This is a genomic window from Porphyrobacter sp. SLTP (genome assembly GCF_009905735.1).
GTDB lineage: Bacteria > Pseudomonadota > Alphaproteobacteria > Sphingomonadales > Sphingomonadaceae > Erythrobacter.
The window spans coordinates 24,534-46,420 of record NZ_JAAALE010000010.1 but is presented as its reverse complement, the minus strand read 5'-3'; the positions used below and the strand labels follow the sequence as shown (position 1 = coordinate 46,420).

The following is a 21,887-nucleotide window of genomic DNA, read 5'->3' as shown; positions in this document are numbered from 1 at the left end:
AAGGGATCGATACGCCATGAACGTCCATGAATACCAGGCCAAGGAACTGCTCGCCCAGCACGGGCTTGCCATCCCGGCCGGCCACGCCGCGCTGACCGTCGAAGAAGCGGTGGAAGCTGCCAAGAAGCTGCCCGGGCCGCTCTATGTCGTGAAGGCGCAGATCCATGCGGGCGGCCGCGGCAAGGGCAAGTTCAAGGAACTCGGCCCCGATGGCAAGGGCGGCGTGCGCCTCGCCAAGAGCCTTGAGGAAGTGGAAGCCCACGCCAAGGAAATGCTCGGCAACACGCTGGTCACCATCCAGACGGGGGATGCGGGCAAGCAGGTGAACCGGCTCTACATCACCGACGGCGTCGACATCGCCAAGGAATACTACCTCTCGCTGCTGGTTGACCGTGCCACCGGGCGCGTCGCCTTCGTGGTTTCGACCGAGGGCGGGATGGATATCGAGACCGTGGCGCATGATACGCCCGAGCTGATCACCACCTTTAGCGTCGATCCCGCGCAGGGCTTCCAGCCGCATCACGGCCGCGCCGTGGCCTTCGCGCTCAAGCTGACCGGCGATCTCAATAAGCAGGCCCAGAAGCTTGCCAAGCAGCTCTATGACGCCTTCCTCGCCACCGATTGCGAGATGCTGGAAATCAACCCGCTGGTCGAAAGCGAAGACGGCAAGCTGCTGGTGCTCGACGCCAAGATGAGCTTCGACGGCAACGCGCTCTACCGCCACCCCGATATCGAAGCCCTGCGCGACGAGACCGAAGAAGACCCGGCGGAAGTCGAAGCCAGCGAATATGACCTCGCCTACATCAAGCTTGATGGCAACATCGGCTGCATGGTGAACGGCGCGGGCCTCGCCATGGCGACGATGGACATCATCAAGCTGAACGGCGCCTTCCCGGCCAACTTCCTCGACGTGGGCGGCGGTGCCACCACCGAGAAGGTCACCGCGGCCTTCAAGATCATCCTCAAGGACCCTGCGGTCGAGGGCATCCTCGTCAACATCTTCGGCGGGATCATGAAGTGCGACGTGATCGCCAACGGGATCGTGCAGGCAGCCAAGGACGTGAACCTTCAGGTTCCGCTGGTCGTCCGCCTCGAAGGCACCAATGTCGCGGAAGGCAAGGCGATCCTCGAGAATTCGGGCCTCGCCATCGTCAGCGCCGACAATCTGGGCGATGCCGCACAGAAGATCGTCGCCGAGGTTAAGAAGGCCGCCTGATACATCCCGGGCGGCGTTGATCGCGTATCAATTTCGCCCGGTCCTACGCGCCGCCGCCTCGCTTGACGTTTACGTAAACGCAAGCTACGCGGCGGCCAAGGCTTCAGTTCCAGTGATTCTGGGCCAGTGATTTTGTGAGAGGAAGGAACGCCCCATGAAGATCCTCGTCCCCGTCAAGCGGGTGATCGATTACAACGTCAAGCCGCGGGTCAAGGCCGACGGCACGGGCGTTGACCTTGCCAACGTCAAGATGAGCATGAACCCGTTCGACGAGATCGCGGTCGAGGAAGCCATCCGCCTCAAGGAAAAGGGCGCGGCCACCGAGATCGTCGCTGTCAGCGTCGGGCCGGCCAAGGCGCAGGAAACGCTCCGCACCGCGCTTGCAATGGGCGCCGACCGGGCGATCCTGATCGAGACCGACGAGGACGTGGAACCGCTGGCGGTCGCCAAGATCCTCAAGGCGATTGCCGATGAAGAAGCCCCCGGCCTCGTCATCCTCGGCAAGCAGTCGATTTCGGACGATTCGAACCAGACCGGCCAGATGCTCGCAGCCCTCATGGGCCGTCCGCAGGGCACCTTCGCCAACACCGTTGAGGTGGATGGTGACAGCGTGATCGTGAAGCGCGAAGTCGATGGCGGCTTGCAGACCGTGAAGCTCGCCATGCCCGCGATCGTCACCACCGACCTGCGTCTGAACGAACCGCGCTACGCCTCGCTGCCGAACATCATGAAGGCCAAGCAGAAGCCGCTCGCGACCAAGACCGCTGCCGATTACGGCGTCGATCTGACCCCGCGCCTCAAGACCCTCAAGGTCGCCGAGCCGCCGGTGCGTCAGGCGGGCGAAAAGGTCGCCGACGTCGCCGCGCTGGTCGAAAAGGTCAAGGCGCTCGGCATCGCGTAAGGATTAACCCCGCCCCCGTTCGTGTCGAGCGGAGGGCGCAGCCCGTGGTCGAGACAGGCTTCTCGACTTCGCTCGAAGCGAACGGGTTTCAAGTGAGAGGTAAGTTCAATGAAGACTCTGGTTCTCGTCGAACATGACAACACAAAGGTGCACGATGCGACCCTCGCGGTCGTCACGGCTGCATCCAAGCTGGGCGAAGTGCACCTGCTCGTCGCCGGTCACAACTGCGGTTCGGTTGCCGAAGCTGCGGCCAAGATCGCAGGCGTGGGCAAGGTCCACGTCGCGGATGATGCTGCCTATGCCAACGGGCTGGCCGAAAACGTCGCTCCGCTCGCTGCCGAGCTGATGGGCCACCATGACGCGTTCCTCGCCGCTGCCACCACGCAGGGCAAGAACGTCGCCCCGCGCGTTGCGGCGCACCTCGATGTGATGCAGGTCAGCGAGATCCTGTCGGTTGAAGGCCCCAAGACCTTCACCCGCCCGATCTACGCCGGCAATGCCATCGCCACCGTCGAATCGACCGATGCCAAGCTGGTGATCACCGTGCGCGGCACCGCGTTCGAAAAGGCCGCGACCGAAGGCGGCTCGGGCACCGTCGAAGCCGTTGGCGGCGCAGGCGATGCCGGCATCTCCAGCTTCGTCAGCTCGGAAATCGCCAAGAGCGAGCGTCCCGAACTGACCAGCGCCAAGATCATCGTCTCGGGCGGCCGCGCGCTGAAGGATGCGGAAACCTTCGAGGCGACCATCACCCCGCTCGCCGACAAGCTCGGCGCCGCCATCGGCGCGAGCCGTGCGGCGGTCGACGCGGGCTATGTCCCCAATGACTATCAGGTCGGCCAGACCGGCAAGATCGTGGCCCCGGAAGCGTACTTCGCCATCGGCATCTCGGGCGCGATCCAGCACCTTGCCGGCATGAAGGACTCCAAGGTCATCATCGCCATCAACAAGGACGACGATGCGCCGATCTTCCAGGTCGCGGATATTGGGCTGGTCGCTGACCTGTTCACGGCGGTGCCGGAGCTGACTGCGGCGCTGTAAGGCGCGGAACGCGCAAAAACTTGAAAATGAAAGAAGCCTCCGGCAGCCTGCGCGCTCGCCGGAGGTTTTTTCATGCGTCGTGCCGCTCTTGCCCTCGCCGCCCTTGCGACCGCAATCACGCCTGCTGCTGCGGCCGAGCCCGTCGTGCTCGAGCCGGGCAGCAAGTGGAGCGTCGATTTCGACAAGGACAAGTGCCGGCTGATTCGCCTGTTCGGGCCCGAGAGCAGTCGCAATGTGATGATCCTTGAGCAGTATTTTCCGGGAGAGCACTTCAGTCTGGCGCTCGCTGGGCCTGCGTTCGACGCGATCAAATGGTCGGCGAAAGGCAACACTGTCCGGTTTCTCCCCGATCGCCCGCCAACCGTGCAGGAGCCTTTGGTCGGGCCGCTGGATGGTTACGGCCGGGCGCTCTACTTCACGTGGGTCAGCCTGAGCGGAGATGACCCGTTAGAGGCAAAACTCGGAAGAAATGCGCCACCCAAGCCCCCCCAGAGGCTCGACCCCGCGGTCGGCGCGGGGGTCAGGTCTGTCGAGATCGCCGATTCGAACAATCAGGTGCGCCTGATGACCGGACCGCTCGACGGCCCGGTCAAGGTGATGAACGAATGCCTGATCGATCTGGTAGGCTCTTGGGGTCTCGATGCGGAGCAGCATCGCACCATGACGCGCGCCGCCCAGCCGCAAAACACCGAAAAAGCCATGGGCAAGATATACTCTGCGGTCCCGTGGGAACGGCTCAACAAATCCGGAGGAATGGACGCCATGCGGATCCGGGCCATTGTCGGGCCAGATGGCGGCGTGGAAAGCTGCTCGCTGGTCGACAACACCGACGCCAAGCTGGAAACGGAAGTGTGCAAGGGCGTGGCGCGGGCACAGCTGGAGCCTGCTCTGGACGCGGCGGGCAAACCGATGCGGTCGTTCTGGCCAGTGACCATCTACGTGACGATGACCGCCCCGCGCGTTATCCGGATCCCCGGTTAGAGCACCGCCCCCAAGGCGTGCAGCGTCGTGCCCACCAGCCCGCCGACCAGCGTGCCGCTGATGCGGATGAACTGGAGGTCGCGGCCCATCACTCCCTCAGGACGGTCTCCGAGAGCTCGCCCATCCGCCTCCGCTCGTCGCATATCGACTTGAAACTGCAGGATTCGCTCGGCAGCTTGGCGGTCCCCGAAGAAAGGACTTGCCCAATGCGTTTCCCCCTCCTTGCGCTTGCTGCCCTCTCCACCGCCACCCCTGCACTCGCCGCGCCAGCTCATATCGCTACGCCTGCCGCGCCTTGGGAGGCCTCAAGCGAGGGCGGGGTGTGCCGAGTGCAGCGCAGCTTCGAGGCCGGTGGCAAGCCACACCTTATCATTCTCGAGCAGAACGCCCCGGGCCCGGCGGTCGGTATCGCGCTGGCAGGACCCTCGCTTGGCGACCTGCGCTCCGATAGCCCGCTGCGCGTTAGCTTCGCCGCCGACCACGGCGGATTCGAGAAGAAGGCCCGGATCGAGCCGAACCGCGAATACGGCAACGTCGCTATTCTTCAGGGCGTGTGGCTCGACACGAACAAGCCCGATCCCACCGCTGGCAGTGGCCGTATCGATACCGCCACCGCTGAGGGCGTGGAGCAAATCACTGTGTCCCAGGGCGGTGACGCGGTGACTTTCGCCACCGGATCGCTCGCCGATGCTGCCCGTGACCTCAATGACTGCACTGCGCAGATCATGCGCGGCTGGGGTCTTGATCCCGCGGTGCAGTACGCCCTCAGCCAAGCGGTGACGGCGGACGAAGCGAAGTTCGAATATCCGAGGATCGCTGCGCGCAACCTGCGCAGCGGGCCGGTCGAGGCGGTTGCGCTGGTCGATGCGGCGGGCAAGGCGACCGATTGCCAGATCATCATCTCATCGGGTCACGCTGATATTGATGCCGCCACCTGCGCGGCAATGACCAAAGCGCGCTACAACCCCGCGCGCGATGCCGCAGGCGCGCCGGTCGCCTCCTTTTGGAAGGCGCGGGTGAGCTACGCGGCCACCGCCTACGAGGCGCAGCGCGGCACCCGCTGAGCGGGCGGGTCTGTGGGGGGCGCGTCGCTCCCTAAAGCACCGTCGTGATAAAGTGCAGTGTCATCCCCACCAGCCCGCCGACCAGCGTGCCGTTAATGCGGATGAACTGAAGGTCGCGGCCCACGGCGCCTTCGACGCGGTCCGTGATAGTGGTCGCGTCCCAGCGCTTGACCGTTTCTGACACGAGTCGAACGATCTGGTCGCCATAACGGGTGGCCACGCCGACCATGGTGCGGCGGGCAAAGCGGTTGATCTGGAGCTGTAGCCGCTCGTCCGCCTGTAAGGCCTGTCCGAGTTCGGAGAGCATGTTGCGCATTTCCTCGCCCATGCTGCTTTCGGGGTCGCGGGCGCGGGTGATCAGCGAACGACGGATGCGCTCCCACACCCCGGTCCACCACACCGCCACGGCGGGGTTAGCGATCAGATCGCGCTTCATGTCTTCGACCTTGGCGCGGGTCTCGGGATCGTGCTGCAAATCCTGACCGAGCTTGGCGAGGCCTTCCTCGATCTTGCCGCGCAGGGGGTGATCAGGGTTCACCAGCACCTCGGCGAGCAGCTTGTAGAGCCCGTCGAGCACGCTGGAGGAGATGGTCTTGTCGATCCCCGCCCAGCGCAGCACACCTGCGACACGCTGGTGGATGATGTCGCGCAGGGTTTCCTCATTGTCCTCAATGGTGAGGCCCGCCCAGCGCACGAAGCCGTCGATCAGCGGCTGGTGGCGCTTGTCCGCCATCGTTGTCTCGATCATGCGGCCTGCAAGCGGCGCGATGTCGAGCTTCGCCAACTGGCCTGCGAGGCCCGCACGCACCTGATTGCCGAGCCGGTCGGGGTCGAGCGATTCCAGCACCTCCGCCAGCAATTCCGCCGCGCCGGACGTGATCCGCGAGCGTTCGTCCACCATCTCGCCTTTGGGGCCCCGTTCGGGCGAGGCCGCGAGGAACTCGCCTGCTGCCTTGGCGACGTTCATCGCCGACATCCGCCGCGCGACCACGGCGGGGGTTAGGAAATTCTCCCGCAGGAACTGCGCCATGGTGTCGGCGATGCGGTCCTTGTTTTCGGGAATGATCGCGGTGTGCGGGATCGGCAGGCCAAGCGGGTGGCGGAACAGCGCCGTCACCGCGAACCAGTCCGCCAGACCGCCCACCATCGCCGCTTCGGCAAAGGCGTTGAGATAGGCCCAGGCGGGGTGGCCGGTGGTTGCCAGACCGTGGGTGGCGATGAAGATCAGCGCCATCGCCGCCAGCATGCCGGTCGCCGTCCAGCGCATCCGCCGGGCACGATCGACCGTGAGCGGCTGGCCGCCGAGCGTGAGGGGCCTCAGAGAGCGCGTTGCCATCCTGTGGCCTTAGCCCGCTTCGGGGTCGTTCGTCACGCCCTTACAATCACTCAGCCGGTTCGCTGCCCGGTGGCGACAGCTTGGCAAGGCCGGGGAACGGCCGATCCTGCGCGCCATCGAAGCTGTTCTCGTCGCCCGGCTTGTAGGTCAGCATCCGCGCCCGGAGCCACGGTCCAACCCGCTTTTCGAAGCTGTCCGCCAGACTGAAGCCCGCGGGCACGATCAGCAAGGTCAGCAGCGTCGAGAGCACCAGCCCGCCGATCACCACGATGCCCATCGGCTGACGCCACGCCCCGTCGCCCGATAGCGAGAGCGCCACCGGCACCATCCCTGCAGTCATCGCAACCGTGGTCATCACGATCGGCTGCGCACGCTTGTGCCCGGCGTCCATGATTGCTTCGAGCTTGCCGACGCCCTTGTTCATCTCCTCGATCGCGAAGTCGATCAGCAGGATCGAGTTCTTCGAGACGATGCCGAGCAGCAGCAGGATGCCGATATAGACCGGCATGGACTGCGGCTGGCCCAGCAGCCAGATCAGCAGGATCCCGCCGAGTGGTGCCAGAGCGAGCGAAGTCATGTTGACCAGCGGGCTCATGAGCCGCTTGTAGAGCAGCACTAGCACCGCAAACACCAGCATCACGCCCGCGATGATCGCGATGATGAGGTTGGTGACCAGTTCGGCCTGCCATTCCTCTTCGCCGACCACGTCGCGAATCACGCCGACCGGAAGCTCCTGCAACACCGGCAGCGCGTCGATCTGCGCCTGCGCCTCGCCCTTCAGCACGCCTGCGGCCAAGTCCGCCCCCACCAGCACGCGGCGGTTCTGGTTGTAGCGCTGGATCGCGGTCGGGCCGGACCCGAAGGTGATATCGGCAACCCGGCTCAGCGGCACGGAACCGCCATTGGGCAGCGGCACCGGCAGGTTTTCGATCGTGCGGAAATCGGCGCGGGCGGCTTCCGACAGGCGCACCACGATCGGGATCTGGCGATCCGACAGCGAGAAGCGCGCGGCGTTCTGTTCGATCTCACCCAGTGTCGCGATGCGGATCGTTTGCGACAGGGCCACCGTGGTGATCCCGAGCTCAGCGGCGATCTTGTCACGCGGGGTGATGATGATTTCAGGACGGTTGAGGTCAGCGCTGATGCGCGGGGCGACGAGCGACTTGAGTCCGCGCATCTCCTCCACCAGCCGCGCGGCGGTCTGATCGAGCAGCACCGGATCGGAACCCGCCAGCATCACGGTCATGTCACGGCCCGAGCCGAACCCGCCGGACTGCGACTGGAACCGCACGCGGGCATCGGGGAACTTGGCGAGATCGGGCGCAAGCTCACGCTCGAACTCGACCGAGGTGCGCTGACGATCTTCCTTCAACTTGACGAAGATCGACGAGCTTTCACCCAGCCGGATGCGTTCCAACAGGCGTTCGACCTCCGGCTCCTGGCGCAGGCGATCGGCCACGGTGTTCACCACCCGCTTGGTTTCGGCGAGCGTGGTGCCGGGCACCATCTCGATTTCGACGCGGCTGTTTTCGTCATCGATGGTGGGCTGGAACTGACCCGGGATCTGGCCGAACAGCAGGATCGTCACCAGCAGCGAAAACCAGCCGATGCCGAGCATCCAAATGCGGTGATCGTAGAACCGCGCCGTCATCCAGCGGATGCTGCGGGCAAATCTGCTGTCGCCGCCCGCAGGCGCCTCGATCGCCTTGAACGCGGCGAAGGTCGCAAAGAAGGACAGCAGCGAGACCAACAGCACGATCACCACTTCGAATACCTTGGCGACAATCTTGTGCGCGGTGGTGTTGGGATCGGCGGAGACTGCCGCGGCGATCTGCTTGTGCACGTCGAGCCCGATGAGGCCCTTCCACGGCGGCGCAACCCCCATGCCTCCTGCGAACATGGCCGAGATCGAACCGCTTGCCAGTTCGAACATCGCCAGCGCCGGGACGATCAGCAGCACGATCACCGCCAAGAGCAGCGTCAGCACATAGACTGCGCGGTGGCGCGGGCCGTCGAGCCCGGCGCGGCGCGCTGCCATACGCCCGGTATCGAGCGTCCAGGCCAGCACCCGCATATAGGCGTCGATCATCGGCCCCTCGCCATGTTCGGCGTGGCCCTTGGACTTCAGGAAATAGGCCGCCATCAGCGGCGTGACCATCCGCGCGACGGCCAGCGACATGAGCACCGCAATCACCACGGTGATGCCGAAGTTCTGGAAGAACTGGCCCGACACGCCCGGCATCAGGCCCACGGGCAGGAACACGGCAACGATGCAGAAGCTGGTAGCGACCACCGGCAAGCCGATTTCATCCGCCGCGTCGATGCTCGCCTGATAGGCCGATTTGCCCATGCGCATATGGCGCACGATATTCTCGATCTCCACGATCGCATCGTCGACCAGCACCCCTGCCACCAGCGCCAGTGCCAGCAGTGACAGGAAGTTGAGGTTGAAGCCGAGGAGATCCATGAACCAGAAGGTCGGGATCGCCGACAGCGGGATTGCGACCGCCGAAATAAAGGTCGCGCGCCAATCGCGCAGGAACAGGAACACCACGACCACCGCGAGCACCGCGCCTTCGACCAGCGCCCACATCGAGGACTTGTACTGGCCGCGCGTATAGGTCGTGCTGGTCGACAGCTTGATGAACTTCACGCCTTCGTTCTCGGCCTCGATCTTGTCCATCTCGGCCAGCGCCGCGTCATAGACCGCAAGGTCCGATGCACCGCGCGCGCGGTTCATCATGAAGTTCACGACTTCCTTGCTATTGACTTCGGAAATCGAGGTGCGTTCGGAAAAGCCGTCCCGCACCTTGGCGATATCAGCGAGGCGCACGGTGCGTCCGCCGCCCAGCTGAATCTGGGTCTGGGACAAGGCAAAGGCCGTGTCCGAATTGCCGAGCACGCGCAGCGACTGGCGGGTGCCGCCAATCTCGGCAAGGCCGCCTGCGGCATCGAGATTGCCCTGACGCAGCGCGGCGTTGATCTGGGACGCGGTGACGCCGAACGACTGCATCCGCGCGGGATCGAGGATCACTTCGATCTGCCGGTCGACCCCACCGAAACGCTGGACTTCGGCCATGCCTTCGATCTTCAGCAGCCGCTTGGCGACCGTATCGTCGATGAACCAGCTCAGTTGCTCCAGCGTCATGTCATTGGCTTCGACCGCGACATAGCCGATCGGTTCACCCACCACGTCGACCTTGGAGACCTGCGGTTCGAGAATGCCGTCGGGCAGGCTGCCGCGCACCGAATCGATCGCGGTTTCGACCTCGTTCACCGCTTCGATCAGGTTGGTGCCGATTTCGAATTCGACGAAGGTGTTGGAACTGCCCTCACGCGCAGTCGACTGGATCGAATTGACCCCGCTGATCGAACGCAGCGCACTTTCCACGCGCTGGGTGATCTGGTTCTCGATCTCGGTCGGCGAGGCGCCGGGCTGAGAGATGTTGACCGTGACCGCCGGGAAATCGACGTCCGGGTTGTTGGTCACGTCCATTTGCAGGAAGCTGACGATCCCGGCAAACAGCAGGCCGGTGAAGAACACCAGAGGGATCACCGGATTGCGGATCGACCAGGCCGAGATGTCGCGTAGAGCCATGATATTCCTGCCTGTGTTTCGCCGGTGCTGCGCCCACTCCCCGTCAGTTACGCGGCAAACCGCCGCGGGGATGGACGCGATTACTTCTTGAGGGGCTGGGGGTTGACGGTTTCACCGGGGTTGAGGAACCCGCCGGCGCGCAGCACCACCTGCTCGGAGCCGGTGAGGCCTTCGGTGATGGCAAGGCCGTTGGCGGTCACTGCGCCGGTCTTCACCGGGCGACGCACCGCCTTCTTGTCCTTGCCGATGACGTAGACGAAGCTGCCCTGACTATCGGCGAGCACAGCGCTTTCGGGAAGCACCGTCGCGCTGAAGCTGCCCGCATTGATCCGCGCCGTGGCAAAGCCGCCGGGGCGCAGCTCGGGCGCGAAGGACAGCGCGATCCGCGCCGTGCCCTGCCGGGTCGTCGCGTCGATCACCGGAGCGACCTGCCAGATCTGACCCGAGAAGCTCTTGTCCGATCCGGTCGGAGTGATGGTCGCCATCGTGCCGACCGACAGCTTCGACAGCTGTTCTTCGGAAAGCTGGGCGAGCATTTCCATCTCGCCGCCGCTGGCAACGGTGAACAGCGCCGGAGAGCCTGCGCCGACCGTCTGGCCGGGCTCGACATTGCGGGCGAGAACATAGCCGGTGGCGGGCGCATAGATATTGAGCCGCTCGTTCCGCGCGCGCTGTTCGCCGAACTGCGCCTGCGCGACCTTCACGCGGGCGACGGCGGAATCGCGCACGGCGGTCAACCGGTCGATATCGGCCTTGGACACAAACCCTCGCGCCACCAGCTGCGAGGCGCGATCAAGATTGGCCTGCGCCAGATTGGCGTCAGCCTTGGCGACATCGATCTGCGCGGATTGCGCGGCGGCCTGCTGGACCTGCACCGAACGGTCGATCACCGCCAGCACCTGGCCCTGCTGGACCCAATCGCCCGCATCGACGGTGACGCGCAGGACCTGCCCGCCTTCACCCACGACGCCAACCGGCATGGGGCGGCGTGCCGCCAGTGTGCCGGGCGCCTCAATCTCGCCTGCGACCGTCGTCATACCGGGCGTGACAACGGTGACCGAAGGAGCCTGCGAATTGTCATCGTCAACCGCCACCGGCTCACCGCCGGCCAGCGCAAACCACGCCGCGACTGCCAACAGCAGCCCGAATACGCCAAGACCGCCGACAATCAGCCAGCGCGGGAGCGCGGGCGCGGCAAGCGTGCGCGCACCGGCATACTCGGTGGTCACTCCGTCGGCGGCCTCGGCCCTGATTGTCGTCTCGTAATTCATCGCCATTCCCTCACTCGGACCGGTTCCGCGCAGCGGACACTCCGGCCACGAAGTGTATTACTCGCATAAGTCACCAACTGCAACGCCTCATAGATTGTCGGGCGTTGGGCTGCAATGACTGCATCGACCGATGACTTTCAGCCTAGACGAAAGGCGCGGCTCATCGGTTCCGAGCGAGGGAAGGCTATCGCGTCAGCGCACGCGGCCGCGCTGGATCAGGTTGACGATCCCGAGCAACACCACCGCGCCGATCACGGCAACGATCAACCCTCGGAGCGAGAATTCCTGCACGCTGCCGCTGATGCCGAGCAGGGGGCCGGCAATCAAATTGCCAATCACCGAGCCGACGCAGCCGACCACGATGTTGAGGACGACGCCCATTGATGCATCGCGATTCATCAGGAGGCTGGCCAGCCAGCCCGCCACACCGCCAACAATCAACGCGATAATCCATCCCATAAAGTGTCTCCCATACCGGCAGCTGGTACACGAGATATGCGCGCTGCCGTGGACAAGGAGTGCCGCCAAACGACGACAGCCCGCAACGCCTTACGGGCAGAGCGGGCTTCCGGCGGGACGAATCGAGGCTGGCGTCAGTACTTGAGCTGGCGCTCGTAGAGGTCGCGATAGTGCTGGATCTTGGTGACGCGCAGGCCGTGCATGCCCGAACGATCGACCGCACGCTGCCACGAAGCAAACTCCTCCAGCGTCAGGCCATACCGCGCGAGCGCTTCGTCGAGCGTCAGCAGCCCGCCATTCACGGCAGCCACGACCTCGGCCTTGCGCCGCACCACCCAACGCTTGGTCTGGGGAGAAGGCAGGTCGGCAAGCGTCAGCGGCTCGCCAAGCGGGCCGATAACCTGTGCGGGGCGGATGTCCTGGTTCTCAATCATTGCTTGTCTCTCGCATCGCCGCAGGGTGCGTCGGAGGGTAATCCTTTCGCGTCGCCCGGGCGGTTGGCTTCGTCGGAGCCAACCATTGCACCCAAGGCTTTAGATTGCCCTAAAGCATCAAGGTTAACACCCGGTTCGCTATCGTCGAGAAGCGCAAAGTAACTTGCAGCCGCATCGCCGAAGCTGGCGGCGGCCTGCTCGATCGGCGCATGCGATTCGGTTCGCAGCAACAGCCGCAGATCGCGCGCTGCGTTGAGCCGAGCGGTCAGCTCGCTCCATTCGAGCGCGCGCAGGGCCTCACCCGCGCGCCGCGCCGGTCGCTGGGCGAATCGCTCCTCAGCCCCAGCGGAGGCCGAGGTCCGCACGCGGGTGCGTTCTTCGGCGGGACGACCACCGGAAAGCGCACCACGGTGCGCATTGAAAGGCTGGGCTTTCTCAAACATCATCGCCCTTCCTAACCCGAGTGCGTCAAAATCCGGTAAAAGGGGCATTTACCCCGGCTTAGGAATAGTGCTGGCGGATCGGGCAAGATTATCTTGCCGGAATCGCGCACGGGATGGGCGCCACTGGCGAAACAGGCCAAGGCTCGCTATATCGCGGCCCGCCCATGGACACCCCTGCCCTTCTCGACACCGGCCTGATGGCCCCTGCTGACGCCGCTGCTCTGTTCGATCTGCCGCGCGCCGCGAGCCAATGCCGGATCGTCGTCGCCATGAGCGGCGGGGTGGACAGCTCGGTGGTCGCCGCCCTCGCCCATGCCAGCGGGGCGGAGGTGATCGGCATCACACTCCAGCTTTATGATTATGGTGCCGCCACCGGCCGCAAGGGCGCGTGCTGCGCGGGCGACGATATTCGCGATGCCCGCGCCGTGGCTGATCGGCTCGGGATCGCGCATTACGTCTTCGACCACGAAAGCGCCTTCCGCGAAGAGGTCGTCGAACAGTTTGCCGACGAATATCTCGCGGGACGCACGCCGGTCCCCTGCATTCGCTGCAATATGGGCCCGAAGTTCACCGATCTGTTCCGCATGGCGCGCGAATTGGGCGCGGATTGCCTTGCCACCGGGCATTATGTCCGGCGGGTGATGACGGCGGACGGCCCGCAATTGCACCGCGCCTTCGATCCGGCGCGCGATCAGTCCTACTTCCTTTACGGCACCACCGAAGCGCAGCTCGATTACCTGCGCTTTCCGCTGGGCGGGATGCCCAAGCCGCAGGTGCGCGAACTCGCCGAAGCGGCGGGGCTGCGCAACGCGGCCAAGCCGGATTCGCAGGACATCTGCTTCGTGCCCGATGGCAATTACGCCAAGATCGTCACCAAGGTGCGCCCCGAAGGCGCGGCCCCCGGCGCGATCGTCCACGCCGCCACCGGCGAGACGCTCGGGACACACAAGGGCATCGTCCACTTCACCGTTGGCCAGCGCAAGGGTCTGGAGATCGGCGGCCAGCCTGAGCCGCTCTATGTGATCGGCCTCGATGCGGCAGCGCGCGAAGTCCGGGTCGGGCCGAAGCGGATGCTGGCGGTCAACGCCGCGCGCGTGACCGAAACCAACCGCATCGGGCCTTTGGGTGACGAACCGCTGACGGCCAAGGTCCGCAGCCTCGCCAAGCCGGTGCCGGTGACTCTGGAAGGCGCGCTGGGCGACGGCGCAGCAGTGACGATCCGCTTTGCCGCGCCTGAGTTCGGTGTCGCGCCGGGTCAGGCGGCGGTGATCTACGCCGGTGACCGGGTGATCGGCGGCGGATGGATCGATTCGACCGAAAAAGTCGCCGCTTAACCCTCGTAAGGCTCCAGCACGCAGCCGTATCCTTCACGGTAGGTCGCGGTTGCCTCGGCCACCAAGGGGAAGCGGGCGGTGACGCTCTTCGCTTCGGGATTGTCGCGCAAGGTCACGGCTTCCATTCCGGCGAGCTTGTCCTTGCGGCAATCCTCAAGGCTCCGACCCGCGACAAAGCGGCACGAACAGGCGACGCGCGCCGAGTAGGCCGACGCGATGCTGCCATAGCCGTTGATCGGCTCGCGAAACGCCCAGGCAGCGCCGCCCACACCCAGCGCGATGATCGCCAGCAACCACAGCCCGTAGCGGGGACGACGGATCGCTGTGCGGGGGGATGATTTCGCCATTGCCAAGCCTTCGCGCATCGGGAATTGGGGCCGCATGACCCTTGGATCGCCTGCCCATAATCGCGCGGCCCTGCTAGCACCAGCCCTGCTGATGCTCGCCGCCTGCGGATCGACACCGCCGGGACAAGCCCCCCTGTCCGAAGCCGCGCTCGCCGCTGTGACCGCGGATGCGGGCGCGCCGAAGGACCAGCTTGCCCGCTCGATCGACGATCTGTTCACGATGCCGGGCCTCGGCGAAACCCGCGCCGTGGTGTTGATGGCGAACGGGAAGCTCGCTGCCGAACGCTATGGCCCGGGCTATGACAAGGACACCCGCTTCATCAGTTGGTCGATGGCCAAGACGGTCACCGGCGTGCTGATCGGGATGCTGGTCGCTGACGGCAAGCTGAGCCTCGATGCCCCCGCGCCCGTCCCGCTATGGCAGCGCCCCGGCGATCCGCGCTCCGAGATTACCTTGCGCCAATTGCTCCAGATGCGCAGCGGGCTGCGCCACACCGAAGCGGGCGATCCGCCCTACGAATCGAGCGAGGTCAGGATGCTGTTCCTCGACGGGCGCGACAACATGGCGAAGTGGGCGGAGGAGCAGCCGCTCGAAGCCGAGCCGGGCAAGCAGTTCGAATATTCCTCAAACACCAGCGTGATCCTCGCCGATATCGCCGCGCGGGCGCTGACCGCCAGCACCGCGCCCGATGCGCGGCGCAAGGCGGTGGCGGGGTATTTGCAGGAACGGTTGTTCGGCCCGCTCGGCATGACGTCAATGGTGCCCGAGTTCGATGCGAGCGGCACGCTGATCGGCGGCAGCCTGATGCACGCCACGGCACGCGACTGGGCGAAGCTGGGCGAGTTCCTGCGTCTGAAAGGCCGCGCGCCCGGCGGCGAGCAATTGGTGCCGCAGCGCTGGGTCGAGGCGATGGTGACCCCTTCCCCCCGCAGCCCGCATTACGGGTTCCAGACCTGGCTCAACCGTCCGATCCCCGGCACACCGGCGAGCGAACACCCGCTATTCCCCGACCGCTCGCCGCAAAGCCTGTTCTCGCTGATCGGGCACATGGGGCAATATGTGCTGGTCTCACCCAGTCAGCGGGTGACGCTGGTGCGGCTCGGCCATTCGGACAGCACCGAGCGCCCGCCAATGTTGCAGCAGGCCGCGGATATTCTCGAACTGTATCCCGCACCTTAGTTTTCCGCACGCCATCCGGCGTGCGGTCCTCGCTAGACGCGCAGCAAGCTGCGCCCGCTGCGGGCGGGCAGTCGCCCTTGCGGTCGCTTCGCGCCCGATTAGAGGTAGAAGCTACCCTCGACGACAGTGACACATGGCCCACCGAGCCATGCCTTGTCGCCGTCAAGCCGCAGCGTCAGATCGCCGCCGCGCGTGCTTGCCTGATGCGCGGTGAAGCTGTCGCGTCCCAGCCGCTTCGCCCAATAGGGCGTCAGCACCGCATGGGCCGAGCCGGTCACGCTGTCCTCGTCCACCCCGCCGCCGGGGACGAACACGCGGCTGACGATGTCGGTGTTCTCTCCGGGCGCGGTGACGATAAACTGGTCTTTGCCAAGCTTTTCCAGCCCGCGAATATCCGGCGAAAGCCCGCGAACCGCCGCCTCGTCTTCATAAAGGTAGACATTGTAGCCCAAGCCCGAGCGATAGACTTCCAGCGGCTCGGCCCCGAGCAGGCGGATCGCTTCGGCCTGATTCTCACGGGTATCGACCTCGGTCGCAATCGCCGGGAGCGCCAGTTCATAGGCATCCCCCACGCGCGCCACTTCCAGCACGCCGGATTTTCGCGTGCGGAAGGTAACGCGATCAAGCGCCTGACCTTCGGCATCGCGCGTGAGCAGCACATGACCGCTGGCCAAGGTGGCATGACCGCACAGCGCGATTTCATAGGTCGGCGTGCACCAGCGCAGTTCCCAATCGGCCTCCCCTGTGGCGTCACGCACCACAAAGGCAGTCTCAGCGAAGAGATTTTCGCCCCCGATCTTCACCAGCACATCATCGGGGAGCCACGCATCGAGCACCATCACCGCCGCCTGGTTCCCGCCGAAGGGCTGTGCGGCGAAGGCATCGACGTGCCAATAGGGAATTTTCTGCGTCATCGGGGCAATCCTCAGGGGTAGAGCAGTGTGTCGGACCACGGCGCATCGGCCGCCTCGCGGATGAATTCGCGGCGGTCATGCAGCCGGTTGTCGCGGTCGATCCAGAATTCGATCCGGCGCGGGCTCAAGGTGAAACCTGTCCAATGCGGCGGGCGCGGCACTTTGCCTTCGGCTTCGTGCGCGGCCCACAATTCCTGCACCCGGTCGAGATAGGTCTGCCGCTCGGCCAGCGGACGGGACTGGTCGCTCGCCGCACTGCCAACCTGGCTCTTGTAGGGGCGCGAGTGGAAATAGGCGTCGGCGCGAGCAGGCGAGACCTCGATCAGCGGGCCTTCAATGCGGATCTGGCGGCGCAGGCTTTTCCAGTGGAACAGCACGGCGGCCTGCATATTGGCGCGGATGTGCTGGCCTTTGCGGCTTTCGGCGTTGGTGAAGAAGGTGAAGCCCCCGCCGCCCATGCCTTCGGGATTTTCGTCCTTGCCGTGACCCTTCAGCAGCACCATCCGCACCGCTGGCGCCGCATCCGCGGTCGCGGTGGCGAGGGCCATGGCGTTGGGATCGTTGATTTCGCCCACTTGCGCAGCGGCAAACCACTCCTCGAACAGATCAAAGGGATCGCCGCCCGCAGGCAGCACGCTATCCGCCAACTGGGCGTCGTCGAGAGGGGTTGCATCGGACATGGGCGCTGAGTTCCTTGGTGGCTGGGGCAGCACATAGTTATGCGCGCGCAGCGGGAAAAGGCGCGTATCGTAAATTTCCCGTTGCCCCGGCATCACCCGCAAGCTTGCACACCGCGACTGTCTCACCTAGCTAATACGCCATGCGCGATCCCTACAGCACTCTTGGCATTGCCCGCACGGCGTCCGAGGCGGACATCAAGAGCGCCTATCGCAAGCTCGCCAAGGAGCTGCACCCCGACCGCAACAAGGACAATCCCCAGGCATCGGAGAAGTTTTCCGATGCCACCCGCGCCTATGATCTACTGTCGGACAAGGCGAAGCGCGCGCAATATGACCGGGGCGAAATTGATGCGGATGGCAACCCGGCCAATCCCTTTGCCGGGATGGGCGCGCGGCCGGGCTATGGTCGGGGCGGCACCTATGGCGCCGGTGGGCCGGGCGCGGCCGACTTTGCAGGCTTCGGCGCGGATGATGTCGATCTCGGCGACCTGTTCGAAGGCCTGTTCGGCGGGCGCGCTCGCCAGCAGCAGGCACCGCCCAAGCGCGGCTTCGGCCGCCAGCCCCCGCCACCCCCGCCCAAGCGCGGCGCGGACATCCATTACCGGCTCGCCGTGCCGTTCGTCGAAGCCGCCGCCGGGCGCGATCAGCGCATCACGCTGGCCGATGGCAAGGCGATCAACCTGAAGCTGCCCGCAGGTGTCGAAGACGGCACAATGATGCGGCTCAAGGACAAGGGCCAACCGGGCACCGGCGGCCATGGCGACGGGATCGTGATGGTCGAAGTCGGCAGCCACCCGTTCTTCCGGCGCGAAGGCGACAATATCCGCATGGACCTGCCGATCACCCTCGATGAAGCGGTGCGCGGGGCCAAGGTCAAATGTCCCACGGTCGATGGCGCGGTGATGTTGACGGTCAAGCCGGGCTCGTCGTCCGGAACCGTGCTGCGGCTGGGTGGCAAGGGCTGGACGCGCAAGAACGGCAAGACGGTCGACGGGAAGCCCGAACGCGGCGACCAGCTGGTGACGATCGCAATCCAGTTGCCCGCCGATCTGGAGGCACTGGAACAACGGCTTGAAGGCTGGGTAGACACGGCCCGCCCGCGCGAGAAGTTCGGCCTCTAGGCCGGGCGCGCAAGGAGCCCGATATGAGCGCAGACAGCCGCGCGCAGCCCCAAGAACGCGAAGTCCGCTCGCTCTCGCCCGAAGCGCGCAAGCAGCGTGCGCGTCACGGCGAACGCGAACCTCGCAGCGGGATCATGGCGCGCCTCAAACGGGTGCTCGGGCCGGGCAGCCGCGTATTTGAAGTGGCCGGCCGCGTGCTCGCGGGCACCTATAATGAAGGCTTCATCCACGCCGGCAACCTCGCCTATCTGTCGATGGTGGCGATCTTCCCGTTTTTTGTGCTGGGTGCAGCGCTGTTTGAACTGATCGGCGGGCGCGAGAGCGCGCAGGGCATGATCGCGGCAATCGGCCTCGCCCTGCCGCCCACCGTTGCCGAAGTCATCGCCCCGGTGGCCGAAACCGTGATGAACGCGCGCTCGGGCTGGCTGCTGGGCCTTGGCGCCTTGGTCGCGCTATGGACGGTAACGAGCCTGATCGAGACGATCCGCGACATCCTGCGCCGCGCCTATGGCACCAAGGCGCGGCTGGCGTTCTGGCGGTATCGCCTGCTGTCGGCGGGCCTGATCCTGGGCGCGGTGGTGCTCTTGATGATCTCGCTGTTTTCGCAGGTGGTGATCGGCGCGGCGCAACAGGTGATTGAAGCGCGTTTGCCGCAACTCGGCGAGCTGATCGCGTGGCTGCGCTATTCGCGGATCGTCCCCGCGCTGGGCCTTGGTGGGTCGCTGTGGGTGCTGTTCGTAACCCTGACCCCCCGTTCCTATCGCGGCAAGGCCTTTCCGAAATGGCCTGGCGCGATGTTTACGACGGCGTGGTGGGTTGCGGTCACCGCGGCGCTCCCGGTCGTGCTGCGCGATGTTTTCAGTTATGATGTCACCTATGGAAGCCTGGCCGGCACGATGGTGACGCTGTTCTTTTTCTGGCTCGTCGGCCTTGGCCTCGTTATCGGAGCGCAATTGAACGCAGCGCTGGCCGAGCCTGAAAAGCTGGCGGGCAGGCCCGCAGAGGAGACAACAGGATGAATGGTAACGCTGGATCCGGGCTGATGGCGGGCAAACGCGGGCTGATCATGGGGCTGGCCAATGACAAGTCGCTGGCGTGGGGCATTGCCAGGAAGCTGGCCGAGCATGGCGCGGAACTGGCGTTCTCCTATCAGGGCGACGCGCTGGCCAAGCGGGTCAAGCCACTCGCCGCCGAATTGGGCAGCGATTTCACCTTCGAGTGCGACGTATCGAAGATGGAGTCGCTGGACGCTGCCTTCGCGACCCTGAAAGAGCGCTGGGACAGCCTCGACTTTGTGGTCCATGCGATCGGCTATTCGGACAAGAACGAGCTGCGCGGCCACTATGTCGATACCAGCCTCGACAACTTCCTGATGACCATGAACATATCGGCCTATTCGCTGGTGGCGATCACCCAGCGCGCGGCGGCGATGATGCCGGAAGGTGGCGGCGCGATCCTGACGCTGAGCTATTACGGCGCCGAAAAGGTGGTGCCGCATTACAACGTGATGGGCGTCGCCAAGGCGGCGCTGGAAACCAGCGTCAAGTATCTCGCCAATGACCTCGGCCCGCGCAATATCCGCGTCAACGCGATCAGCGCCGGGCCGATCAAGACCCTCGCCGCCAGCGGGATCGGCGATTTCCGCTACATCCTCAAGTGGAACGAATTGAACGCGCCGCTGCGCCGCAATGTCACTATCGACGATGTCGGCGGGGCGGGGCTCTATCTCTTGTCCGACCTGTCCTCGGGCGTCACGGGAGAGACCCATCATGTCGATGCAGGCTACCACGTGGTCGGCATGAAGCAGGAAGACGCGCCGGATATCGCGCTTTCTTAAGCTTGGCAGCGTAGGGAGCGCGCCCATGCGCACCGTTCTTGTCACTGGCTCTGCCGGGTTCATCGGCTTCCACCTTGCACAATTGCTGCTGGAGGAGGGTTTCCGCGTCGTCGGCTTCGACGGGATGACCGATTACTATGACGTGCGCATCAAGCAGCGGCGCCACCAGATGCTGCTGCAACACCCGCATTTCTCCTGCACCGAGGGGATGCTCGAGGATTTCGAGTCGCTGCACGCGCTCGCGATGGCGGAAAAACCCGATGTGATCGTGCACCTCGCCGCGCAGGCGGGGGTGCGGTACAGCCTCGAAAACCCGCGCGCCTATATCGACGCGAACCTCATCGGCACCTTCAATGTGATGGAATGCGCGCGCGAGCTGAGCGTGGATCATCTGCTGATGGCGTCTACCTCATCGGTCTACGGCGCCAATACCGAGATGCCCTTCGGTGAAGACCAGAAGTGCGACACCCCCCTCACCCTCTACGCTGCGACCAAGAAGGCGAACGAGGCGATGGCGCATTCCTATGCCCATCTGTGGAACCTGCCGACGACGATGTTCCGGTTCTTCACCGTCTATGGCCCGTGGGGACGGCCCGACATGGCGCTGTTCAAGTTCACCCGCGGGATTCTCGAAGGCACGCCGATCGACATCTACAATGATGGCGAGATGTACCGCGATTTCACTTACGTCTCTGATCTGGTGCGCGGCATCCGCCTTCTGATCGACGCAGCACCGGTGCGGCCCGATGCGCCCGAGGACATTGCGGAGGGCGACAGCCTCTCCCCCGTTGCCCCGTTCCGGGTGGTCAATATCGGCAATGGCGACAAGGTGCGGCTGATGGACTTCATCACCGCGATCGAGGCCGAATGCGGGCGTGAGGCGGTGAAGAACTTCATGCCGATGCAGCAGGGCGATGTGCCCGCGACCTGGGCCGATGCGTCGCTGCTCAAAGCCCTCACCGGCTACGCCCCGCAGACCCCGTTCCGCGAAGGGGTGGCGCGGTTTGTCGCGTGGTACCGGGATTATTACCGCGTTTGAGGCTTACTTCGGCGGCGTTTGTGTTGCGGGTTGGGGCAGCGTGCCTTCGCCGGGCAGATCGCCCTGCCGTTCCCGCTCGAGCCGCTGCATGTATTCGCGCTCGATCATTTCGACCCGCTCCTGCTCGGCAGCCGCATCAGCGTCGATGGTGGAGAGACGCTCGGCGCGTGCCTTTTCGATCAGCTGGCCAAAGCGCACGCCATCTTCCTCGGCCTTGTCCTTGTAGGCGGCTTCGATGAACTTCTGGGTGCAGCCGGTGAACCCGCCCGCGCCGGCCGGGCTACAGCTCATCGCGCCGAAATCACCGACATATTTGATCTGATCGACCTGCCGGGCGAGCGACTGGTTGGCGGGGTTGTCGCTGTAGCGCAGGTTGGAGGGGATACGGTACCGCTCCTCCTCGACCAGGATCTCGCACACCACCACTTCGCCGGGCTGCGCGACAGGGCATTCAGCCTCGCTATAGGCGATCACCATGTTGATCTTCTCATCCGCGCTCTGCGCGGCGGCAGGGGCCGACGCGGCAGCAAAGGCGGCGAGAGCGGCGGCGGGGGCAAGCAGATGCTTCATGGCGCGTGATCCTTTGTCGGTGCGCGGAAAATCGAAGGCTAGCAATGCCCGCGACCGGGGCCGCTTGTCTAGTCCGACGGGGCTGAACCCGCGGTGAAGCCGCAAAGCCCGCGTGGTTAGCGAA

Annotated in this window: 22 protein-coding genes; 11 read left to right on the top strand and 11 right to left on the bottom strand. The window is 65.1% G+C overall.

All coding sequences use genetic code 11. From position 1 onward, the window contains the following. Window positions 1-16: 16 nt before the first annotated feature. From sucC to GVM20_RS10045, 4 genes are all read left to right on the top strand, one after another. A complete protein-coding gene (sucC, locus tag GVM20_RS10060) occupies window positions 17-1,216 on the top strand; it encodes an ADP-forming succinate--CoA ligase subunit beta (protein ID WP_166547068.1) in 1,200 nt (399 codons plus the stop codon). Between the two features lie 154 nt (window positions 1,217-1,370). Next, the gene (locus tag GVM20_RS10055; protein ID WP_166547067.1) at window positions 1,371-2,117 is read left to right on the top strand and encodes an electron transfer flavoprotein subunit beta/FixA family protein; all 747 of its coding nucleotides are present in this window, start codon (window positions 1,371-1,373) and stop codon (window positions 2,115-2,117) included. Between the two features lie 108 nt (window positions 2,118-2,225). Then, the gene (locus GVM20_RS10050) at window positions 2,226-3,155 is read left to right on the top strand and encodes an electron transfer flavoprotein subunit alpha/FixB family protein (protein ID WP_166547066.1); all 930 of its coding nucleotides are present in this window, start codon (window positions 2,226-2,228) and stop codon (window positions 3,153-3,155) included. A 72-nt stretch (window positions 3,156-3,227) separates the two neighbouring features. After that, a complete protein-coding gene (locus GVM20_RS10045; protein ID WP_166547065.1) occupies window positions 3,228-4,136 on the top strand; it encodes a hypothetical protein in 909 nt (302 codons plus the stop codon). Here the strand turns inward: GVM20_RS10045 and GVM20_RS16530 are convergent. Continuing rightward, on the bottom strand, window positions 4,133-4,279 hold the full coding sequence (locus tag GVM20_RS16530; protein ID WP_353653136.1) for a DUF445 family protein: 147 nt from the start codon (window positions 4,277-4,279) through the stop codon (window positions 4,133-4,135). The genes GVM20_RS10045 and GVM20_RS16530 overlap by 4 nt on opposite strands. A 63-nt stretch (window positions 4,280-4,342) precedes the next feature. On the opposite strand from GVM20_RS16530, the gene GVM20_RS10040 reads away from it, so the two are divergent. After that, window positions 4,343-5,200, top strand: coding sequence for an energy transducer TonB (locus tag GVM20_RS10040; RefSeq protein WP_166547064.1), 858 nt, complete (start codon window positions 4,343-4,345; stop codon window positions 5,198-5,200). A 31-nt stretch (window positions 5,201-5,231) separates the two neighbouring features. Here the strand turns inward: GVM20_RS10040 and GVM20_RS10035 are convergent, their stop codons facing one another. From GVM20_RS10035 to GVM20_RS10010, 6 genes are all read right to left on the bottom strand, one after another. Next, window positions 5,232-6,536, bottom strand: coding sequence for a DUF445 domain-containing protein (locus GVM20_RS10035; RefSeq protein ID WP_166547063.1), 1,305 nt, complete (start codon window positions 6,534-6,536; stop codon window positions 5,232-5,234). A gap of 46 nt (window positions 6,537-6,582) precedes the next feature. Further along, entirely contained in the window at window positions 6,583-10,134 is a 3,552-nt protein-coding gene (locus GVM20_RS10030) for an efflux RND transporter permease subunit (RefSeq protein WP_166547062.1), read from the bottom strand. A gap of 80 nt (window positions 10,135-10,214) precedes the next feature. Continuing rightward, window positions 10,215-11,405 carry an efflux RND transporter periplasmic adaptor subunit gene (locus GVM20_RS10025; RefSeq protein ID WP_166547061.1) on the bottom strand — a complete coding sequence of 397 codons (1,191 nt, stop codon included), beginning with the start codon at window positions 11,403-11,405 and terminating at the stop codon, window positions 10,215-10,217. A 192-nt stretch (window positions 11,406-11,597) separates the two neighbouring features. Continuing rightward, window positions 11,598-11,864, bottom strand: coding sequence for a GlsB/YeaQ/YmgE family stress response membrane protein (locus GVM20_RS10020; RefSeq protein ID WP_166547060.1), 267 nt, complete (start codon window positions 11,862-11,864; stop codon window positions 11,598-11,600). 134 nt (window positions 11,865-11,998) lie between these two features. Next, on the bottom strand, window positions 11,999-12,298 hold the full coding sequence (sciP, locus tag GVM20_RS10015; protein ID WP_068350083.1) for a CtrA inhibitor SciP: 300 nt from the start codon (window positions 12,296-12,298) through the stop codon (window positions 11,999-12,001). Then, window positions 12,295-12,744 carry a hypothetical protein gene (locus GVM20_RS10010; protein WP_166547059.1) on the bottom strand — a complete coding sequence of 150 codons (450 nt, stop codon included), beginning with the start codon at window positions 12,742-12,744 and terminating at the stop codon, window positions 12,295-12,297. Before GVM20_RS10010 ends, sciP begins: the two co-directional genes overlap by 4 nt. 161 nt (window positions 12,745-12,905) lie before the next feature. Between GVM20_RS10010 and mnmA the strand changes: the two genes are divergently transcribed. Further along, on the top strand, window positions 12,906-14,075 hold the full coding sequence (gene mnmA, locus GVM20_RS10005) for a tRNA 2-thiouridine(34) synthase MnmA (protein ID WP_166547058.1): 1,170 nt from the start codon (window positions 12,906-12,908) through the stop codon (window positions 14,073-14,075). Here the strand turns inward: mnmA and GVM20_RS10000 are convergent. Next, window positions 14,072-14,458 (bottom strand): hypothetical protein, encoded by a 387-nt coding sequence (locus GVM20_RS10000; RefSeq protein ID WP_234031948.1) that lies wholly within the window; start codon window positions 14,456-14,458, stop codon window positions 14,072-14,074. The two genes, mnmA and GVM20_RS10000, sit on opposite strands and share 4 nt — an antisense overlap. Here GVM20_RS10000 and GVM20_RS09995 point away from each other — a divergent pair. Next, the gene (locus tag GVM20_RS09995; RefSeq protein WP_166547057.1) at window positions 14,457-15,602 is read left to right on the top strand and encodes a serine hydrolase domain-containing protein; all 1,146 of its coding nucleotides are present in this window, start codon (window positions 14,457-14,459) and stop codon (window positions 15,600-15,602) included. The genes GVM20_RS10000 and GVM20_RS09995 overlap by 2 nt on opposite strands. A gap of 98 nt (window positions 15,603-15,700) precedes the next feature. Here the strand turns inward: GVM20_RS09995 and GVM20_RS09990 are convergent, their stop codons facing one another. Together GVM20_RS09990 and pdxH are read right to left on the bottom strand one after the other, a co-directional pair. Beyond that, window positions 15,701-16,516 carry a PhzF family phenazine biosynthesis protein gene (locus GVM20_RS09990; protein WP_166547056.1) on the bottom strand — a complete coding sequence of 272 codons (816 nt, stop codon included), beginning with the start codon at window positions 16,514-16,516 and terminating at the stop codon, window positions 15,701-15,703. 11 nt (window positions 16,517-16,527) lie between these two features. Further along, window positions 16,528-17,196 carry a pyridoxamine 5'-phosphate oxidase gene (gene pdxH, locus GVM20_RS09985; protein ID WP_166547055.1) on the bottom strand — a complete coding sequence of 223 codons (669 nt, stop codon included), beginning with the start codon at window positions 17,194-17,196 and terminating at the stop codon, window positions 16,528-16,530. Between the two features lie 140 nt (window positions 17,197-17,336). Here pdxH and GVM20_RS09980 point away from each other — a divergent pair, with 140 nt between their 5' ends. Genes GVM20_RS09980 through GVM20_RS09965 form a run of 4 tightly spaced genes read left to right on the top strand, consistent with a single transcriptional unit; the run spans window position 17,337 to window position 21,193 of the window. Further along, window positions 17,337-18,317 carry a DnaJ C-terminal domain-containing protein gene (locus GVM20_RS09980; protein ID WP_166547054.1) on the top strand — a complete coding sequence of 327 codons (981 nt, stop codon included), beginning with the start codon at window positions 17,337-17,339 and terminating at the stop codon, window positions 18,315-18,317. 23 nt (window positions 18,318-18,340) lie between these two features. Beyond that, complete coding sequence (locus tag GVM20_RS09975; RefSeq protein WP_166547053.1) at window positions 18,341-19,336, top strand: YihY/virulence factor BrkB family protein; 996 nt, start codon at window positions 18,341-18,343, stop codon at window positions 19,334-19,336. A gap of 23 nt (window positions 19,337-19,359) precedes the next feature. Continuing rightward, window positions 19,360-20,154 carry an enoyl-ACP reductase FabI gene (fabI, locus tag GVM20_RS09970; protein WP_199799551.1) on the top strand — a complete coding sequence of 265 codons (795 nt, stop codon included), beginning with the start codon at window positions 19,360-19,362 and terminating at the stop codon, window positions 20,152-20,154. Between the two features lie 25 nt (window positions 20,155-20,179). Further along, window positions 20,180-21,193: an NAD-dependent epimerase/dehydratase family protein gene (locus GVM20_RS09965; RefSeq protein WP_166547051.1), complete on the top strand. Its 1,014-nt coding sequence runs from the start codon at window positions 20,180-20,182 to the stop codon at window positions 21,191-21,193. Between the two features lie 3 nt (window positions 21,194-21,196). On the opposite strand, the gene GVM20_RS09960 is transcribed toward GVM20_RS09965, so the two are convergent. Continuing rightward, window positions 21,197-21,763 (bottom strand): hypothetical protein, encoded by a 567-nt coding sequence (locus GVM20_RS09960; RefSeq protein ID WP_166547050.1) that lies wholly within the window; start codon window positions 21,761-21,763, stop codon window positions 21,197-21,199. Window positions 21,764-21,887 lie beyond the last annotated feature (124 nt).

What these genes read in the sequence shown, in the direction of transcription:
- sucC (WP_166547068.1), top strand. Translation starts at nt 17, where the DNA reads ATGAACGTCCATGAATACCAGGCCAAGGAACTGCTCGCCCAGCACGGG.
- GVM20_RS10055 (WP_166547067.1), top strand. Translation starts at nt 1,371, where the DNA reads ATGAAGATCCTCGTCCCCGTCAAGCGGGTGATCGATTACAACGTCAAG.
- GVM20_RS10050 (WP_166547066.1), top strand. Translation starts at nt 2,226, where the DNA reads ATGAAGACTCTGGTTCTCGTCGAACATGACAACACAAAGGTGCACGAT.
- GVM20_RS10045 (WP_166547065.1), top strand. Translation starts at nt 3,228, where the DNA reads ATGCGTCGTGCCGCTCTTGCCCTCGCCGCCCTTGCGACCGCAATCACG.
- GVM20_RS16530 (WP_353653136.1), bottom strand. Translation starts at nt 4,279, where the DNA reads ATGCGACGAGCGGAGGCGGATGGGCGAGCTCTCGGAGACCGTCCTGAG.
- GVM20_RS10040 (WP_166547064.1), top strand. Translation starts at nt 4,343, where the DNA reads ATGCGTTTCCCCCTCCTTGCGCTTGCTGCCCTCTCCACCGCCACCCCT.
- GVM20_RS10035 (WP_166547063.1), bottom strand. Translation starts at nt 6,536, where the DNA reads ATGGCAACGCGCTCTCTGAGGCCCCTCACGCTCGGCGGCCAGCCGCTC.
- GVM20_RS10030 (WP_166547062.1), bottom strand. Translation starts at nt 10,134, where the DNA reads ATGGCTCTACGCGACATCTCGGCCTGGTCGATCCGCAATCCGGTGATC.
- GVM20_RS10025 (WP_166547061.1), bottom strand. Translation starts at nt 11,405, where the DNA reads ATGAATTACGAGACGACAATCAGGGCCGAGGCCGCCGACGGAGTGACC.
- GVM20_RS10020 (WP_166547060.1), bottom strand. Translation starts at nt 11,864, where the DNA reads ATGGGATGGATTATCGCGTTGATTGTTGGCGGTGTGGCGGGCTGGCTG.
- sciP (WP_068350083.1), bottom strand. Translation starts at nt 12,298, where the DNA reads ATGATTGAGAACCAGGACATCCGCCCCGCACAGGTTATCGGCCCGCTT.
- GVM20_RS10010 (WP_166547059.1), bottom strand. Translation starts at nt 12,744, where the DNA reads ATGATGTTTGAGAAAGCCCAGCCTTTCAATGCGCACCGTGGTGCGCTT.
- mnmA (WP_166547058.1), top strand. Translation starts at nt 12,906, where the DNA reads ATGGACACCCCTGCCCTTCTCGACACCGGCCTGATGGCCCCTGCTGAC.
- GVM20_RS09995 (WP_166547057.1), top strand. Translation starts at nt 14,457, where the DNA reads ATGACCCTTGGATCGCCTGCCCATAATCGCGCGGCCCTGCTAGCACCA.
- GVM20_RS10000 (WP_234031948.1), bottom strand. Translation starts at nt 14,458, where the DNA reads ATGCGGCCCCAATTCCCGATGCGCGAAGGCTTGGCAATGGCGAAATCA.
- GVM20_RS09990 (WP_166547056.1), bottom strand. Translation starts at nt 16,516, where the DNA reads ATGACGCAGAAAATTCCCTATTGGCACGTCGATGCCTTCGCCGCACAG.
- pdxH (WP_166547055.1), bottom strand. Translation starts at nt 17,196, where the DNA reads ATGTCCGATGCAACCCCTCTCGACGACGCCCAGTTGGCGGATAGCGTG.
- GVM20_RS09980 (WP_166547054.1), top strand. Translation starts at nt 17,337, where the DNA reads ATGCGCGATCCCTACAGCACTCTTGGCATTGCCCGCACGGCGTCCGAG.
- GVM20_RS09975 (WP_166547053.1), top strand. Translation starts at nt 18,341, where the DNA reads ATGAGCGCAGACAGCCGCGCGCAGCCCCAAGAACGCGAAGTCCGCTCG.
- fabI (WP_199799551.1), top strand. Translation starts at nt 19,360, where the DNA reads ATGGCGGGCAAACGCGGGCTGATCATGGGGCTGGCCAATGACAAGTCG.
- GVM20_RS09965 (WP_166547051.1), top strand. Translation starts at nt 20,180, where the DNA reads ATGCGCACCGTTCTTGTCACTGGCTCTGCCGGGTTCATCGGCTTCCAC.
- GVM20_RS09960 (WP_166547050.1), bottom strand. Translation starts at nt 21,763, where the DNA reads ATGAAGCATCTGCTTGCCCCCGCCGCCGCTCTCGCCGCCTTTGCTGCC.